The organism is Psychrobacter sp. M9-54-1, from assembly GCF_016613355.1.
Lineage (GTDB): Bacteria > Pseudomonadota > Gammaproteobacteria > Pseudomonadales > Moraxellaceae > Psychrobacter > Psychrobacter faecalis.
This window is the reverse complement of record NZ_JADGFW010000020.1, coordinates 21448-36400: the sequence shown is the minus strand read 5'-3', so window position 1 is coordinate 36400 and position 14953 is coordinate 21448. Positions and strand designations below refer to the sequence as shown.

Sequence of the window (14953 nt, the reverse complement as noted above, 5' to 3'; positions counted from 1 at the left end):
TGTTAAATATTAAAAGTAAGCCAAGTTTTATTAATATGTTATCGCCAGACTGGCACACCAAAACGCTGTTGCTGCGCCAAGCACTATATACACAGTGGGCTGAGTGAGGAAAGAAGAAGATTATGAGAATTGTTTCCGATAAAATGCCAAAAGTAGATGTGGCAAGTATCTTAACCGCAGAAGAGATTGCGGCTATCCATGAGTTTATGCATCATTATCCCCATCCGCGAGCAGCGTCTTTAGATGCCCTAAAAATCGTGCAAAAGCGTAACGGCTGGGTCGATGATGCGCAAGTTAATGCCATCGCCAATATTCTAAATATCCCTGTGACCGACATGGATGGGGTGGCAACTTTCTTTAACCGTATCTATCGTCAGCCGGTCGGTCGCAATGTCATCCTTATTTGTGATTCGGTCGCTTGTTATTTAACGGGCTACGAAGCGCTGGCGGCTGAATTAAAAGCGCAGCTGGGCATCGACTATGGTCAAACCACTGCTGACAACCGCTTTACGCTATTGCCGATTTGCTGTTTGGGCAACTGTGACAAAGGTCCTTCTGTGTTAATCAATGAAGACACCTATGGTCCTGTGCAGCCCACCGAAGTCGCTCAATTGTTGGAGCTATACGCATGAGTTTAACCATTTCAGAGCAGATTGCTCGTCGCGGTCAAGGCAAAGCGCCAAGCCAATTAAATGACCAGCGCATTCCTGTTTATGGCGATAAAGCAACCGCTACCAGTGAAACCAAACCGCTAACATGGCGCCTTGCCCATCACGATGCGGTATTGGACTTAGCCACTTATGAGTCGCTACGCGGTTTTGAAGCCTTAAAAATAGCTTTAAACCAATCACCAGACGATACTTTGAATACCATTAAAGAAGCAGTGGTCAAAGGTCGCGGCGGTGCAGGTTTCCCAGCTGGTATCAAATGGTCGCTGATGGCGCCACCTGATGGCGGTCCACGTTATCTCGTCTGTAATGCCGATGAGATGGAACCGGGTACTTTTAAAGACCGTTTGCTCATGGAGCGTCTACCGCTACAGCTTATCGAAGGTATGCTGATTTCTGCCTACGCGATTGGGGCAACGGCCGGTTATATCTTTATTCGCGGTGAATATATTTTAGCAGCAGAGCGTCTAACGGCAGCGCTCGAAGAATTGCGTGCCAATAACTTGGTTGGCGATAATATCTTAGGCTCAGACTTTAGCTTTGATTTGCACGTCCATACCGGTGCGGGCCGTTATATTTGCGGCGAAGAAACCGCTTTGATTAACTGCCTAGAAGGTCGCCGAGCCAATCCGCGTACCAAACCGCCATTTCCACAAGTGGCAGGTGCATGGGGTCGTCCGACCGTCGTTAATAACGTTGAAACTTTGCATAATGTTTCAGCGATTATTTTGCATGGTAGTAAATGGTATCAAGATTTGCCAAAAGCCAAAGGCGTGGTCGAAACTCCGGGCACCAAGCTATTTGGTTGTTCAGGTCTGGTCAATGACCCAGGTCTATGGGAGCTACCATTCGGTTATACAGCACGTGAGATTATCGAAGATTTTGCTGGCGGTATGCAGGAAGGTAAAAAGCTTAAAGCATGGTTGCCGGGCGGCGCATCAACCGACTTTTTAACCGCTGAGCATTTAGATACCGTTGTCGATTTTGACACCATTCAAAAAGCCGGTAGCCGTATGGGTACGGGGCTAATCATGGTCGTCGATGAAGAACAAGACATGGTGCCATTACTGCGCAACCTTGAGATTTTCTTCCAGCGTGAGTCGTGCGGTTGGTGTACACCATGCCGTGATGGTCTACCGTGGGGCGTTAAATTGCTCACCGCTATTAACGATGGTCAAGGTCAAATCGGTGACGTTGAGAAGTTAGAAGGCTTAACCCGTGACTTGTGGATCGGTAAAACCTTCTGCGCCCATGCGCCGGGTGCGATGGAGCCACTGATGAGTGCAATTAAATATTTCCGTCCTGAGTTTGATCAAAAAATTGCGCAGGCGGTTGGCGAAGATGTCATTGAGGCTGCAGCTCATCAACAGCCAGAAGTGAAATAAGGAGAGCGGCATGGCAGTCATACATATTGATGGAACCACTGTCGAAGTAGATAGCAGCGACAACTTGCTTCAAGCGTGTTTGTCACTCGGCATCGATGTGCCGTATTTTTGTTATCACCCAGCCCTTGGCTCAGCAGGTGCTTGTCGTCAATGCGCGGTTAAGCAATATCAAAATAAAGAAGATATGGAAGCGGGTCGCGGGCGCTTGGTGATGTCCTGTATGGTCGCCCCAAGCGATGACATGTACATCTCAGTGACCGACGATGAAGCCAAAGCCTTTCGTAAGTCGATGGTTGAGCTATTGATGGTCAACCACCCACATGATTGTCCAACTTGTGAAGAAGGCGGACATTGTCATCTGCAAGACATGACCTATATGTCAGGTCATAGCCGTCGTCGCTATCGTTTTACCAAGCGCACCCATCACAATCAAGAGCTTGGACCATTTATCGCTCATGAAATGAACCGCTGTATCGCTTGTTATCGCTGCGTACGTTTTTATAAAGACTACGCGGGCGGCGAAGATTTGGGCGTCTATGGCTCAAGCGAACGCGTGTATTTTGGTCGTGATAAAGATGGTCAGTTCGAAAGCGAGTTTTCAGGTAACCTAACCGAAGTCTGCCCAACGGGTGTATTTACCGATAAAACTCACTCTGAGCGCTATAACCGTAAATGGGACATGCAATACGCGCCAAGTATTTGTCATGGCTGCTCAGCGGGCTGTAACATCTCAGCGGGCGAGCGTTATGGCGAATTGCGCCGTATTGAAAACCGTTATAACGGTGAAGTAAACCGTTACTTCTTATGTGACCGCGGTCGCTTTGGTTACGGTTATGTCAATCGCGCAGACCGCCCAACGCAGGCGCTTGAGCGTATCAATGATAAGCACGTTAAAATTAATATCGATTATGCGCTTGATGAAACCATCAAACGTATCAAAGACAAAAAAGTTATCGGTATTGGCTCACCACGTGCCAGTCTTGAGACCAACTTTGCGCTAAAAAATATGGTTGGCTTTGATAGCTTTTCAACCGGTCTAAACCATCAGCAGCAAGCACTGGTCAATAAATGTATTGAAGTATTAAGCACTGAAGGCATTTATAACCCCGGTATGGCTGATATTGAAAGTCATGATGTGGTATTGGTATTGGGTGAAGATATTACCCAAACCTCATCACGTGTGGCACTATCGATTCGTCAAGCGGCAAAAAACGAAGCCATTAAAATGGCTGCTGCGACCAAAACCCAATCTTGGCTGGCTGAGCCCGTCAAACGTATTGGTCAAGGCGTGCAAAGTCCGGTCTATATCATCGACGTTATCCAAACCAAACTAGAAGATATCAGTAAAGTTAGCGTCGTTGCGACACCAGAAGATATTACCAAGCTTGGTTTTAAAGTGGCCGATGCGATTGCTAATCTTGCGGATGATTTAGCGCAGATAGCAGACGCGCAACGTGCCCAACAAGATGCTGATGAAGCGTCTGACCCAATGCAAGCGCTAGCCCAGCAAATCGCTTATGACTTAATTCAAGCTGATAAGCCGTTGGTGGTCTCGGGAACTAGTTTAGCATCGATTGCTTTGATAGAAGCAGCGGCGCAAATCACTCAGGCACTGACCCAGAAACGTGCGGCTATTAAAGCCACTGAACAGCAGCAGGTCGAAGCGCATAACGCTAAGGTCGAAGCTGCTGAAGCACAAGCAGCAACGGCGCAGCAAAGCGAAGACAAAGACTTGTCTGCTAAACCAAATAAACCAGAAACTGGCGTTGATACCGAGGCGCAAGACGATGTCGAGCGCGAGCCTGCAACCAAGCTTGAGCTCAAAGAGGTCAATAAAAATTATCACGCGCAAGCCGGTATTTATTTAGCGGTTCCTGATGCCAATAGTATTGGCGTTTGTATGCTTGGTGGTCAATCGGTTGAAGAATTATTGGCGACCGATTTTGATGTGGTTATCGTGGCTGAAAACCAGTTAACTGATGCCATTGATGCGCATAAGTTAACTCAGTTGTTGGCGGATAAAACCGTCATCGCCCTTGACCATCAATTGCTTGATTGGCATAAAGATGTCGATATCGTGCTGCCAGCTGCAAGCTTCGCAGAAGCAGATGGTACGCTTATCTCTGCTGAAGGTCGTGCGCAGCGCTTCTTCCAAGTTTATGATAACGAATATTATCATCCAATGAGCAGTATCAAAGAAGGCTGGCGTTGGTTGCATGCCGTGCATAGCAGCTTAGAAGGTCGCGATGTCGACTGGACGCTGCTTGATGACGTCATCAACGCTCTAATCGCTACCCATCCTAAGCTTGCAGGTATTAAAGACGCCGCTCCTGACGCCGATTACCGCATGACTGGTTTAAAAATTGCTCGTCAGCCGCGTCGTTATTCAGGTCGTACCTCAATGCGTGCGCCCGTATCTGTGCATGAACCGATGCAGCCAAAAGATTTGGATACCGGCTTAACCTTCTCAATGGAAGGTTATAGCGGTAAGCAGACGCCAAGCTCGATGATTCCTTTTGCCAGTGCGGCCGGTTGGAACTCACCGCAAGCGTGGAATAAATACCAAGATAAAGTTGGTGGTAGCCTGAGAAATGGCGATCCGGGCGTCCGTTTATTTGATCGCTTAGAGCGCCTTGCCACGCGTCAATATGTCGCGCCAGAAGCTACTTCAGCAACAACGACAGATATGCAGCAAGGACAAGCCAAACTGGTACCGGTTTATAACCTGTATGCCAGCTCGATGATGGCCTCGCGTAGCGCAGTGGTTGCTGAGCAATTGCCGCTCGCTACATGGCGCGTCGGTATCGATGATGCCAAAGCATGGGGTCTTGCAGCGGGTGATTACCTAGCGATTGAGATTGATAAAAAGCAAATCACCTTACCTGTTGAGCTCGTTGATTACTTAGCAGAAGGCTGTATCGGCTATCCGGTTGGGCAAGTGAGTATTATCCATCCGTCCATGCCAGCGTCAGTACGCAAAGTCGATGCGCCAGTGACGATGATGGGTAGTATGGCCACTGATAATGCTACAACAGCCAATAACAATAATCGCGCTACGCCAGTAAACAGCGCGCCGACCACCACACAGGAGGTGTAATTTGCAAGTTACCCGTATTATCCCTGATGTGCCAAGCTTTTTGGCTGGTATGATGACTTTTGATACCTGGTCGATACTTTTTATGGTCGTGCAGGCGCTGGTTATCTTTTTAGTGGTGGTGATTGTTGCGGCATTGATGATTGTTTATGAGCGCCGCATGCTAGCGCTTTGGCAAGACCGTTATGGTCCGAACCGTGTCGGTCCGTTTGGCTCATTGCAACTGGTTGCCGATATGCTCAAAATCTTCTTTAAAGAAGATTGGACGCCAAACTTTACTGATAAGTTTATGTTTACTTTGGCGCCAGCGGTTGCCATGTTTACTGCGCTGGCATCCTTTGCCATTATTCCTATTTCGCCAACCCTTGGGGTTGCTGATTGGGATATCGGCATTTTGTTTTTCTTTGCCATGGCAGGTATCGCTGTCTATGCGGTGATGTTCGGTGGTTGGGCGTCTGCCAATAAATTCTCACTACTTGGCGGCTTACGTTCAGCAGCACAAACCATCAGTTATGAAGTTTTCTTAGGCTTATCATTGATGGGTGTTGTTGCCTTAACAGGCTCATTTAACCTACGTGAAATCGTTGAATCGCAAATTGACGGTTGGTATATCATCCCGCAGTTTTTTGGCTTTTTAACCTTTGTCGTGGCTGGTGTTGCCGTCACCCATAGACATCCGTTTGATCAGCCAGAAGCCGAGCAAGAGCTTGCCGAAGGGTATCATGTCGAATATTCTGGCATGAAGTTTGGTATGTTTTTCATCGGCGAGTATGTCAACGTCGTGCTGATTTCTGCGCTGATGACCTGTTTGTTTTTTGGCGGTTGGCTTGCGCCGTTTAATTTAGATATTCCTTTTATTCCACCAGCTTTTTGGTTCATGATTAAAACGCTATTCTTTATGACCATGTTTATTTTGGCTCGAGGCTCACTCATGCGTCCGCGCTATGATCAGGTGATGAACTTTGGCTGGAAAATCTGCCTGCCGGTAACTTTGATTAATCTCTTGGTAACTGCCGCAGTGATTTTGATTTTTTCCCCAACGTTATAGTCATTACTAGTAGCCATTACTAGCCATTAATGATGAACTAGGGTAAAGCTGATAAGGATAATAACCCCATGTTTACTACGATAAAAAAGACCGTCATTGGTATGTTTACCATTGTCCGCAGTATGTGGATGGTCAATAGTCATGCAATCAGGCCGCGTGACACTATTCTTTATCCAGAAGAGCCGGTTCCAGTACCGCCGCGCTTTCGTGGCCGTATTGTGCTGACGCGTGACCCTGATGGTGATGAGCGCTGCGTGGCTTGTAACTTATGCGCCGTGGCTTGTCCAGTTGCCTGTATCTCTTTGCAAAAAGCCGAGCGTGAAGATGGTCGCTGGTATCCAGAATTTTTCCGCATTAACTTTTCACGTTGTATCTTTTGCGGTTTGTGTGAAGAAGCCTGTCCGACGACGGCGATTCAGATGACGCCTGATTTTGAGATGGGCGAATATGTCCGTCAAGACTTGGTTTATGAAAAAGAGCATTTGCTGATTTCTGGACCGGGTAAATATCCAGATTATAACTATTATCGCGTGACGGGTATGGCGGTAGCAGATAAACCAAAAGGCGCGGCGCAAAATGAAGCGGCACCGATTGATCTAAGGAGCTTGCTACCATGATGAATATCTTAAACAGTCCTGAATTGGCAGGGTTTTATGCGCTGGCAGCGGTGGCAATATTTGCCAGCTTGCGCGTGGTGACCCTCGCCAATCCAGTGCATGCTATTTTATCGATGATTGTGTCGTTATTGGCCATCTCAGGTATTTTCTTTGTCTTAGGTGCGCCGTTTGCTGGTGCGCTTGAAATTGTTGTTTATGCCGGTGCCATTATGGTGCTGTTTGTTTTCGTTATTATGATGCTAAACCTTGGCATGAGTAATGATGAGCGTGAAGAGCGCTGGCTTGATGCGGGCACTTGGGCGGTACCGACGGGGCTTACGATTATCATCGCGGTTGTGCTGTATGCGTTGATAGGTCTTAACCATACCGATACGGCAATGATTGGCGGTACGACCATTTCAGCTAAAGCCGTCGGTACGGTGCTATTTACCAAATACGTTATGTTGGTCGAAGTGGCAGCATTGCTATTATTAGCTGCGTTGGTGGCTGCTTATCATTTGGGTAAAGAGTCTAGTGATGATGAGATTATCGGTCACGACGCTCAAGGCTATGATCAAAGCCATAAAAACAAAGCAAGCCAATCCTCTAATCCAAATGTCGCTAGTATCAAACATTACGATGATAATGGCATGCCGATCGATACTGATGCGCTAAACAAGGCTGAACCATACGAATATAAAGAGGTTGACCCGCTTGACTATGTCGGTATGAATGTCGGTAAGCAAGCGGATATACAACAAGTCACGCGCAAGGAGTCAGACTGATGGTACTAGCAGCGAGCGTGGCACAGGAGGTTGCAAATGTGCCGTTTGCCCACGAGGTCGCAGGCTTTGTGCAACCTGTTACTGAGGCGCAAAATGTACTGGGTATGATACCCATGAGCCATGGATTGATTTTGGCCGGTATTTTATTTGCAATCGGTCTGTGCGGTGTCATGGTACGGCGTAATTTCTTATTTATGCTGATGAGCCTTGAGATCATGATGAATGCGACGGCTTTGGCATTTGTGGTCGCCGGTAGCCGCTGGGTCGATCCAGATGGACAGATTATGTTTATCTTTATTTTGACACTAGCAGCAGCAGAGGCGGCCATTGGTTTGGCAATATTATTGCGGTTTTACCATCAGCGTGGGCATCTCGATGTCGATAGCGCCAATGAGATGAAAGGATGATGTCATGAGTTTATTACCATTAACCTTTATATTCCCGCTCGTTGGCTTTTTGATTTTAGCCTTTATGCGCGACAAATTAAGCGAGCAGGTAGCAGCGATTGTTGGTGTCGGTAGCATGCTGCTATCAGCGCTATGCACGCTCATGGTCAGCTACACCTTTTTGACCAGTAATCCTGCCGGTACAGTCATCGAGATTCCGCTATGGACGTGGTTCCAAGTTGGAGATTTCGCGCCAAGTTTTGGCTTAAGCTTTGATGGCTTGGCATTGACGATGACGGGTGTCATTACCGGTATCGGCTTTTTGATTCATCTGTTTGCCGCCTGGTATATGAAAGGTGAAACAGGCTTTGCGCGCTTTTTTAGCTATATGAACTTATTCGTCGCCAGTATGTTATTGCTGGTATTGGCCGATAACTTGTTCTTACTTTATCTTGGCTGGGAAGGCGTCGGTATCTGTTCGTACCTTTTGATTGGTTTTTATTATCAAGACCGCGCCAATGGTCGGGCGGCGATGAAAGCCTTTACCGTCACCCGCGTTGGTGATGTGTTTTTGGCCTTTGGTTTGTTTTTATTATTCCGCGAATTTGGCACTTTGCATATTCAAGAGATTATCACCCGCGCGCCAGAAATCTTTGATATCAATAATCCAACGATGATTTTGACCACTATTATGCTCGTTGGTGGGGCGATGGGTAAATCAGCGCAGCTGCCACTACATACCTGGCTTGCTGATGCGATGGCAGGTCCAACGCCTGTATCGGCATTGATTCACGCTGCGACCATGGTGACCGCGGGTGTTTATCTGATCGCACGTCTACATCCATTATTTCTTCTCACCCCGGGCGTACTCTTATACTGGGTTGGGGCAGTGGGTGCATTGACGCTCGTCGTTGCTGGATTTTGTGCGCTGGCACAAACGGATATTAAACGTATCCTTGCTTATTCGACCATGAGCCAAATTGGCTATATGTTTTTAGCACTCGGCGTAGGTGCATGGCAAGGAGCTATTTTCCATTTAATGACGCATGCTTTCTTTAAAGCCTTGCTATTTTTATCATCGGGTGCGGTCATACTTGCGGTACATCATGAGCAAAATATCTTTAAGATGGGCGGCTTACGTAAAAAGATACCGCTAGTATTTTGGTGCTATATCGTCGGTGGCGGTGCGCTTGCAGCGATACCTTGGGTTACCGTTGGTTTCTATTCTAAAGAAGCAATTCTGTGGGAGAGCTATGCAACTGGTCACCAAGTCCTATTCTATATGGGCGTATTTGGTGCCTTCTTAACCGCGTTTTATACCTTCCGTATGATTTGGATTATCTTCTTTGGTGAAGAAAAAACCCACGCGCATAAACTATCTGGTGTGTCATATTGGCTGCCATTGACGGTGCTACTGGTATTATCAACTGCCGTTGGTGCATGGATCACGCCGCCATTACAAGGCGTCTTGCCAGAAAGCGTTGGGCATTTATTAGAAGTAGCTGGTCAAGCGCATGACAAACATACAGCGGAATATATCGCTATGGGTGCGATGCTTGCAGGCTTAATTCTCGCAGCACTGTTATATGTCGCCGATAAAGGTCGCATGCTGACCCGCTTTAAGCAGACCTCTATAGGCGCAGCGTTATATCATTGGTGCTATCACGGTATGGGCTTTGATGCGCTATACGATATAGTTTTTGTAAAACCCTTTTTGTTCATCGGCCGCTTATTTAAAGCCGACCCTATCGATAAAACGTGGCTTATTTTGCCTAAACTGGCTTCCGCTGGTAACAAGGTATTGTCTGCGACGCAAACAGGGTCACTTCGAGGTTACGCTGCAAGCTTTGGCTTAGGCGTGGCTGTGCTGTTGGTGCTGGTAATGATGACGGTGGTATAAGATGATAGAGTTACAACAAACGTGGATGCTACCAGCATTAATCGCAATTCCTTTTATTGCAGGGTTGCTCTGTTGGTTGGTCGAACGCTTTAATAAACGTCTGCCGCGCTGGATTGCTCTAATCGGTATGACGTTGACCTTTGCTTTGTCACTGGTATTGTGGCAATACGGCGATTATAGCGGCATGAGTAAGCAGGTGATTGCGCCTCAGGCAAACGTGCCATGGGTCGCAGAATTTATGGTGCCATGGATACCAAGCTTTGGTATCAGCTTTCATTTAGCGCTAGATGGTTTATCGCTGCTGATGGTTGGTTTAACAGGCCTGCTCGGTATTGCGGCGGTTGCCTGTTCGTGGAATGAGATTCAACGCCGCGTTGGTTTCTTCCATCTTAACCTTTTATGGAGCTTGGGCGGCGTCATTGGCGTTTTCTTGGCCATTGACCTGTTCTTATTCTTCTTCTTTTGGGAGATGATGCTGGTTCCTATCTACTTCTTGATCGCTATTTGGGGTCATGATGTGGTTGGCGGCAAGACCAAAGAATACGCGGCAACCAAATTCTTTATCTATACCCAAGCCTCTGGTCTTATCATGCTGGTCGGTATTTTGATATTGGTCATTATCAGCTATGCGCAAAAAGGCGTGGTCAGCTTTAATTATAATGACTTACTCGGCACTTCACTTGGCGGCTGGGAATATCCGATCATGCTGTGCTTCTTTATTGGCTTTGCCGTTAAATTGCCGATTTTCCCTTTTCACGGCTGGCTACCTGACGCCCATGCGCAGGCGCCAACCGCAGGTTCGGTGGATCTGGCAGGGGTTTTGATTAAGACTGCTGCTTATGGTTTGATTCGTTTTGTCATACCTTTATTCCCAGCAGCGTCACAAGATTTTGCGCCGATAGCGATGACATTAGGTACCATAGGTATCTTTTACGGGGCATGGCTGGCCTTTATGCAAACTGATATGAAGCGCTTACTGGCTTATACCAGTATCTCGCATATGGGTTTTGTGGTCTTGGCCATTTACGCGGGTACCTTAATTAGCTTACAAGGTTTGATGATTCAAATGTTGGCGCACGGTTTAAGTTCGGCAGCACTGTTTATTATGGCAGGGCAGTTATACGAGCGCTTGCATACGCGTGATTTGACCTTGATGGGCGGTATGTGGGGTCAGTTCCGTTATTATGCACCGATTCTAATGTTCTTTTGTGCCGCTTTACTTGGTATTCCGGGTACCGGTAACTTCATCGGCGAGTTTATGATTTTATTTGGCGCCTTTGCTGATTATCCCATGTTTGTGGTGTTTGCGACCTTTAGCTTGGTATTGGCAGGTTTATACTCGCTTATCTTAATTCACCGTGCCATGTTCGGTAGCAATAATATTAAAGAAGTGGCGTTACGAGAAACCGAAACTCATGGTTTGCCGTCGCGTCCATTAAAAGATTTGGGTAAACGCGAGCTGTCGTTATTACTGATGTTAGCAGCAGGCTTGGTCTGGCTCGGACTGTATCCACAGCCATTCCTTGACACCTCAAGTCACGCCATGCAGTGGATTAATAACGCATATATGTACAGTCAAGTGACACAAGTAGACGCATCGCAGCTACTTGATGCAATGGAGGCACGTTAAGTCATGAATGAATTTACGATGAATGATTTGATGGGGCTGATGCCTTATGCGCCAATCATTGCGGTAGTGTTGACTGTATTGGTAGTGATGATTGCCATCACCATTAAACGCTCACATATGGTGATCGGTACCATTTCGGTGGTTGGTTTAAACATAGGGCTGTTTGCCTTGCTTGGGCAAATGGCTGGCATCATCGATAGCGGTACGCTTGTGCCAACAGCTGAGCAGTTATTTGTGATTGATAACTTTGCCCAGTTTAATATGGTGGTTATCTTAATCTGTGCTTTGGCCTGTTTTACGCTGTCTTATGCCTATCTAGCCGATTTAGACGATCATAAAGAAGAGCTGTATTTGCTCATGTTGCTATCGACTGTCGGTGCGCTCCTGATGGTCAGCGCCCAGCATTTAGCCTCATTCTTTATGAGCCTTGAGATGCTATCGATTCCGTTATACGGCATGCTGGCTTATACCTATATGCGTAAGCGCTCGCTTGAGTCGGGGCTAAAGTATTTGGTGCTCTCAGCCACAGCATCAGCAACGCTGCTGATGGGTATGGCGTTTATTTATGCAGAAGTGGGTTCGCTTGCTTTCAAGCCTATCAGCATGACGTTGGTCGATCTCTTTGAGTCACCACTATTAATCGTCGGTACGGCGATGATGATGTTTGGTATTGCTTTTAAACTGTCTGCCGCGCCATTTCACATATGGACACCAGATGTGTACGAAGGCGCACCAGCACCTGTCGCTACTTATTTGGCATCGGTCACCAAAGTGGCGATGATGGCGCTTGCTGTTCGCTTCTTAATTGATACGTCGCTATTGGCGCTGCCATCGGTACAAATGCTGCTCATGGTTATGGCCACCTTGTCGATACTAGTGGGTAACTTATTAGCGGTACGTCAGACCAGCCTTAAGCGCCTGCTTGGTTATTCGTCGATTGCTCATATGGGTTATGTGCTTATCGTGATTGTCAGCATTGGCTCAGCCGCTGATAGTATCTCAAGCATGTATATGGCGATTTACGCCTTTACCTCTATCGGTGCCTTTGGTGTTGTTACTTTAATGTCGAGCCCGTATCGCTTGGCTGGTGAAGCAGATGAATTGACCCATTATCAAGGGCTGTTCTGGCGTCGTCCGGTACTGACCGCGGTTATGACCATTATGATGTTGTCATTGGCAGGTATTCCATTGACCGCAGGCTTTATCACTAAGCTATTTGCGATTCTAGCCGCCGTCCAAGGTACCAACTGGTTCTTGGCTGGCATGATTATCTTGGGTAGTGCCATTGGTCTGTTTTATTACTTGCGCGTCATGCTCACGCTATTTAAACGTCCGAAACAATTTATTGAATTTGACGTTTCAAAGCAGTGGGGTTTGCGTACGGGCGGTATCATGGTTATCGCCGTCACCGCTATCATTCTCTTCTTTGGTATATTGCCGAATAGTATGATTGAATGGGCAAGTTTGGCTCGTATTTGGTAATTATAAAATATGAGCAGGGGTTTTCGATATTGATAACCGCTGCTTATTGATAATGACAGTTAGAAAACCAAGATGCGCCAGCTTTATGATGAGCTTGGCGCATCTTTTGTTTTAAAGCCTTTAAAAAGTCAAAAACATAGCCATCTATAACCATAAGCAATCATAAATCATAAATCATAAATCATAAAAAACGAGGGTGAATCATTATTATGAGTGACAATATTCAAAAAGTAACGGTGCTCAGCAAAACCACGTGGACGCCTAACCTCTTTAGCTTTACCGTTAGCCGTCCTGATAGTTTTAAATTTACCGCAGGACAGTTTGTACGCTTGGGCGTTAATCCCAGTCAATTAAACTACTATAAGCAGTTGAGTGCAGTAGCTAATGCTGATGATGACGAAGACTTGAACGTAATACTGAATGAAGATATCTTCCGCGCGTATTCAATTGTCTCTTCACCTTTTGATGAAATCCTAGAGTTTTTCTCTATTGTCATCCCTGATGGCGCCTTTACCTCGCAGCTGCAACACCTAGAAGTCGGCGATGAGCTACTACTCAATACCATGCCGTTTGGCTTTTTAACCTTAGCCCGTTATCAAAAACCGCTGCCAAAAGACTTATGGTTATTGGCGACAGGTACAGGTTTAGCGCCATTTTTATCGATGCTACAAGACTTAAAAACCTGGGAAGACTACGAGCATATCGTCTTGGCTTATAGCGCGCGTTCGACAGAAGAATTGGCATATATTGAGAAGATTGAAGGCTTACAAGAAGATTTTGGCTCGTTGGTCGATAATCCAGCCAAGCTTATCTTTATTCCTATCGTTACCCGCGAGCCTGTCGAGGGTGCATTAACTGAGCGCTTGCCAAAGCTATTATTAGATGGAACGCTACAAGCGGGCGCGGGCATTGATTTGGACGTTGATAGCACGCACGTGATGCTATGCGGCAACCCAGACATGGTCGAAGATACCAAAGAGACGTTAAAGAGCTTGGGCTTGGTGATGAATCGCCGCGGTGAGGGCAATATCGCAGTAGAAAACTATTGGTAAGCCTATGATTGCTACAAGTTGATAGAGGCAGTATTTATTAAAAAAACGCCAATGCTTAAAGATAATCGTCTTTAAGTATTGGCGTTTTTTGTAGGCAGCGTTTGGAAGGCTTTTAATACGTTTATAAAACTAGGCTTATAAAGAAGGTTCTAAACTTGGCTCAGTAGCATCAGCAATCGGATTGATAGGCCCTTGCATCAATTCAGGCTCATCCTTATCACTAATGATATCTTCATTGGCATTGCTGGCCAGCAAATCACGATAATTGATTTGCGTTTTAAGCACCAATTGTTCTTCTTCAAGCTCACCATAATTGACTTGCACTTTATATAAGGTGCTCATTATTTTTTTGTTCTTTTTTAGCCAGCGATTGATATCAAGGTAGATAATCTCTTCTTTGGCACGGGCGATATTGATGTAAGACAAAATGAAACCTAAGGGGTCTTTTTTCAGTACGCTATGATAAAACCAAATAAACAGTTTGAGCCCTTGGCGTTTGATAAATGATTCGCAGCGTAGATTAAGGACATCGGTATAAGTCAGCTGTCCAAAAACAAAGCGCTGGACGTTGCGATCCAGCTGCACATGAACCAAGCTAAAATTACTTGCTACTTCTGCATAAATCCCGCCAACATCAATAGTACAATATAAACGGAACCAGTCGTCATGTATCTCAACGCGCAGCTCTAAAATGGCTTTGACGTTATCGGTGACAAATTTTTGCAGCGCATCGTTGACGTAAATTTGGGCAACCGGCAAGGACAGCTCTTCCTCGAATTTATCCGTGGTTCTGTCATAGATAGTTTTGACGGCTTGGCTAAGACGCTCCCAGCCATCGCTAAAGGACTCGTCAAAACGGTCAGCGATACTGTCAAATAACTCTTCAAAACTGTCTGAATTATCCATATTGTCCATATGCTCAAAGTT

Annotated in this window: 12 protein-coding genes; 11 read left to right on the top strand and 1 reads right to left on the bottom strand. The window is 46.3% G+C overall.

What is annotated here, in order from left to right:
* Window positions 1-122 precede the first annotated feature (122 nt).
* From nuoE to IQ457_RS08700, 11 genes are all read left to right on the top strand, one after another.
* Window positions 123-632, top strand: a complete 510-nt coding sequence (gene nuoE / locus IQ457_RS08750) for an NADH-quinone oxidoreductase subunit NuoE (protein WP_068406529.1) — start codon at window positions 123-125, stop codon at window positions 630-632.
* Window positions 629-2053, top strand: coding sequence for an NADH-quinone oxidoreductase subunit NuoF (gene nuoF, locus IQ457_RS08745; protein ID WP_200662857.1), 1425 nt, complete (start codon window positions 629-631; stop codon window positions 2051-2053). Before nuoE ends, nuoF begins: the two co-directional genes overlap by 4 nt.
* A gap of 10 nt (window positions 2054-2063) precedes the next feature.
* The gene (gene nuoG / locus IQ457_RS08740; protein ID WP_200662856.1) at window positions 2064-5150 is read left to right on the top strand and encodes an NADH-quinone oxidoreductase subunit NuoG; all 3087 of its coding nucleotides are present in this window, start codon (window positions 2064-2066) and stop codon (window positions 5148-5150) included.
* Window positions 5151-5199: 49 nt separating this feature from the next.
* Window positions 5200-6195 carry an NADH-quinone oxidoreductase subunit NuoH gene (nuoH, locus tag IQ457_RS08735; protein ID WP_144297284.1) on the top strand — a complete coding sequence of 332 codons (996 nt, stop codon included), beginning with the start codon at window positions 5200-5202 and terminating at the stop codon, window positions 6193-6195.
* A gap of 68 nt (window positions 6196-6263) precedes the next feature.
* The gene (nuoI, locus tag IQ457_RS08730; RefSeq protein ID WP_068406521.1) at window positions 6264-6812 is read left to right on the top strand and encodes an NADH-quinone oxidoreductase subunit NuoI; all 549 of its coding nucleotides are present in this window, start codon (window positions 6264-6266) and stop codon (window positions 6810-6812) included.
* A complete protein-coding gene (nuoJ, locus tag IQ457_RS08725; RefSeq protein WP_200662855.1) occupies window positions 6809-7576 on the top strand; it encodes an NADH-quinone oxidoreductase subunit J in 768 nt (255 codons plus the stop codon). The genes nuoI and nuoJ overlap by 4 nt, the downstream gene beginning before the upstream one ends.
* Window positions 7577-7674: 98 nt before the next feature.
* Window positions 7675-7983 carry an NADH-quinone oxidoreductase subunit NuoK gene (gene nuoK, locus IQ457_RS08720; protein WP_045445153.1) on the top strand — a complete coding sequence of 103 codons (309 nt, stop codon included), beginning with the start codon at window positions 7675-7677 and terminating at the stop codon, window positions 7981-7983.
* A 4-nt stretch (window positions 7984-7987) separates the two neighbouring features.
* A complete protein-coding gene (gene nuoL / locus IQ457_RS08715; RefSeq protein ID WP_200662854.1) occupies window positions 7988-9862 on the top strand; it encodes an NADH-quinone oxidoreductase subunit L in 1875 nt (624 codons plus the stop codon).
* 1 nt (window position 9863) lies between these two features.
* The gene (nuoM, locus tag IQ457_RS08710; RefSeq protein ID WP_200662853.1) at window positions 9864-11492 is read left to right on the top strand and encodes an NADH-quinone oxidoreductase subunit M; all 1629 of its coding nucleotides are present in this window, start codon (window positions 9864-9866) and stop codon (window positions 11490-11492) included.
* 3 nt (window positions 11493-11495) lie between these two features.
* A complete protein-coding gene (locus IQ457_RS08705; protein ID WP_102077392.1) occupies window positions 11496-12974 on the top strand; it encodes an NADH-quinone oxidoreductase subunit N in 1479 nt (492 codons plus the stop codon).
* Window positions 12975-13183: 209 nt separating this feature from the next.
* Window positions 13184-14026 (top strand): ferredoxin--NADP reductase, encoded by an 843-nt coding sequence (locus IQ457_RS08700; RefSeq protein ID WP_200662852.1) that lies wholly within the window; start codon window positions 13184-13186, stop codon window positions 14024-14026.
* A gap of 135 nt (window positions 14027-14161) precedes the next feature.
* Here the strand turns inward: IQ457_RS08700 and IQ457_RS08695 are convergent, their stop codons facing one another.
* Window positions 14162-14941, bottom strand: coding sequence for a hypothetical protein (locus IQ457_RS08695; RefSeq protein WP_200662869.1), 780 nt, complete (start codon window positions 14939-14941; stop codon window positions 14162-14164).
* Between the last annotated feature and the right edge of the window lie 12 nt (window positions 14942-14953).

What these genes read in the sequence shown, in the direction of transcription:
- nuoH (WP_144297284.1), top strand. Translation starts at nt 5,200, where the DNA reads ATGATGACTTTTGATACCTGGTCGATACTTTTTATGGTCGTGCAGGCG.
- nuoJ (WP_200662855.1), top strand. Translation starts at nt 6,809, where the DNA reads ATGATGAATATCTTAAACAGTCCTGAATTGGCAGGGTTTTATGCGCTG.
- nuoG (WP_200662856.1), top strand. Translation starts at nt 2,064, where the DNA reads ATGGCAGTCATACATATTGATGGAACCACTGTCGAAGTAGATAGCAGC.
- IQ457_RS08705 (WP_102077392.1), top strand. Translation starts at nt 11,496, where the DNA reads ATGAATGAATTTACGATGAATGATTTGATGGGGCTGATGCCTTATGCG.
- nuoF (WP_200662857.1), top strand. Translation starts at nt 629, where the DNA reads ATGAGTTTAACCATTTCAGAGCAGATTGCTCGTCGCGGTCAAGGCAAA.
- nuoL (WP_200662854.1), top strand. Translation starts at nt 7,988, where the DNA reads ATGAGTTTATTACCATTAACCTTTATATTCCCGCTCGTTGGCTTTTTG.
- IQ457_RS08695 (WP_200662869.1), bottom strand. Translation starts at nt 14,941, where the DNA reads ATGGACAATATGGATAATTCAGACAGTTTTGAAGAGTTATTTGACAGT.
- nuoE (WP_068406529.1), top strand. Translation starts at nt 123, where the DNA reads ATGAGAATTGTTTCCGATAAAATGCCAAAAGTAGATGTGGCAAGTATC.
- nuoM (WP_200662853.1), top strand. Translation starts at nt 9,864, where the DNA reads ATGATAGAGTTACAACAAACGTGGATGCTACCAGCATTAATCGCAATT.
- nuoI (WP_068406521.1), top strand. Translation starts at nt 6,264, where the DNA reads ATGTTTACTACGATAAAAAAGACCGTCATTGGTATGTTTACCATTGTC.
- IQ457_RS08700 (WP_200662852.1), top strand. Translation starts at nt 13,184, where the DNA reads ATGAGTGACAATATTCAAAAAGTAACGGTGCTCAGCAAAACCACGTGG.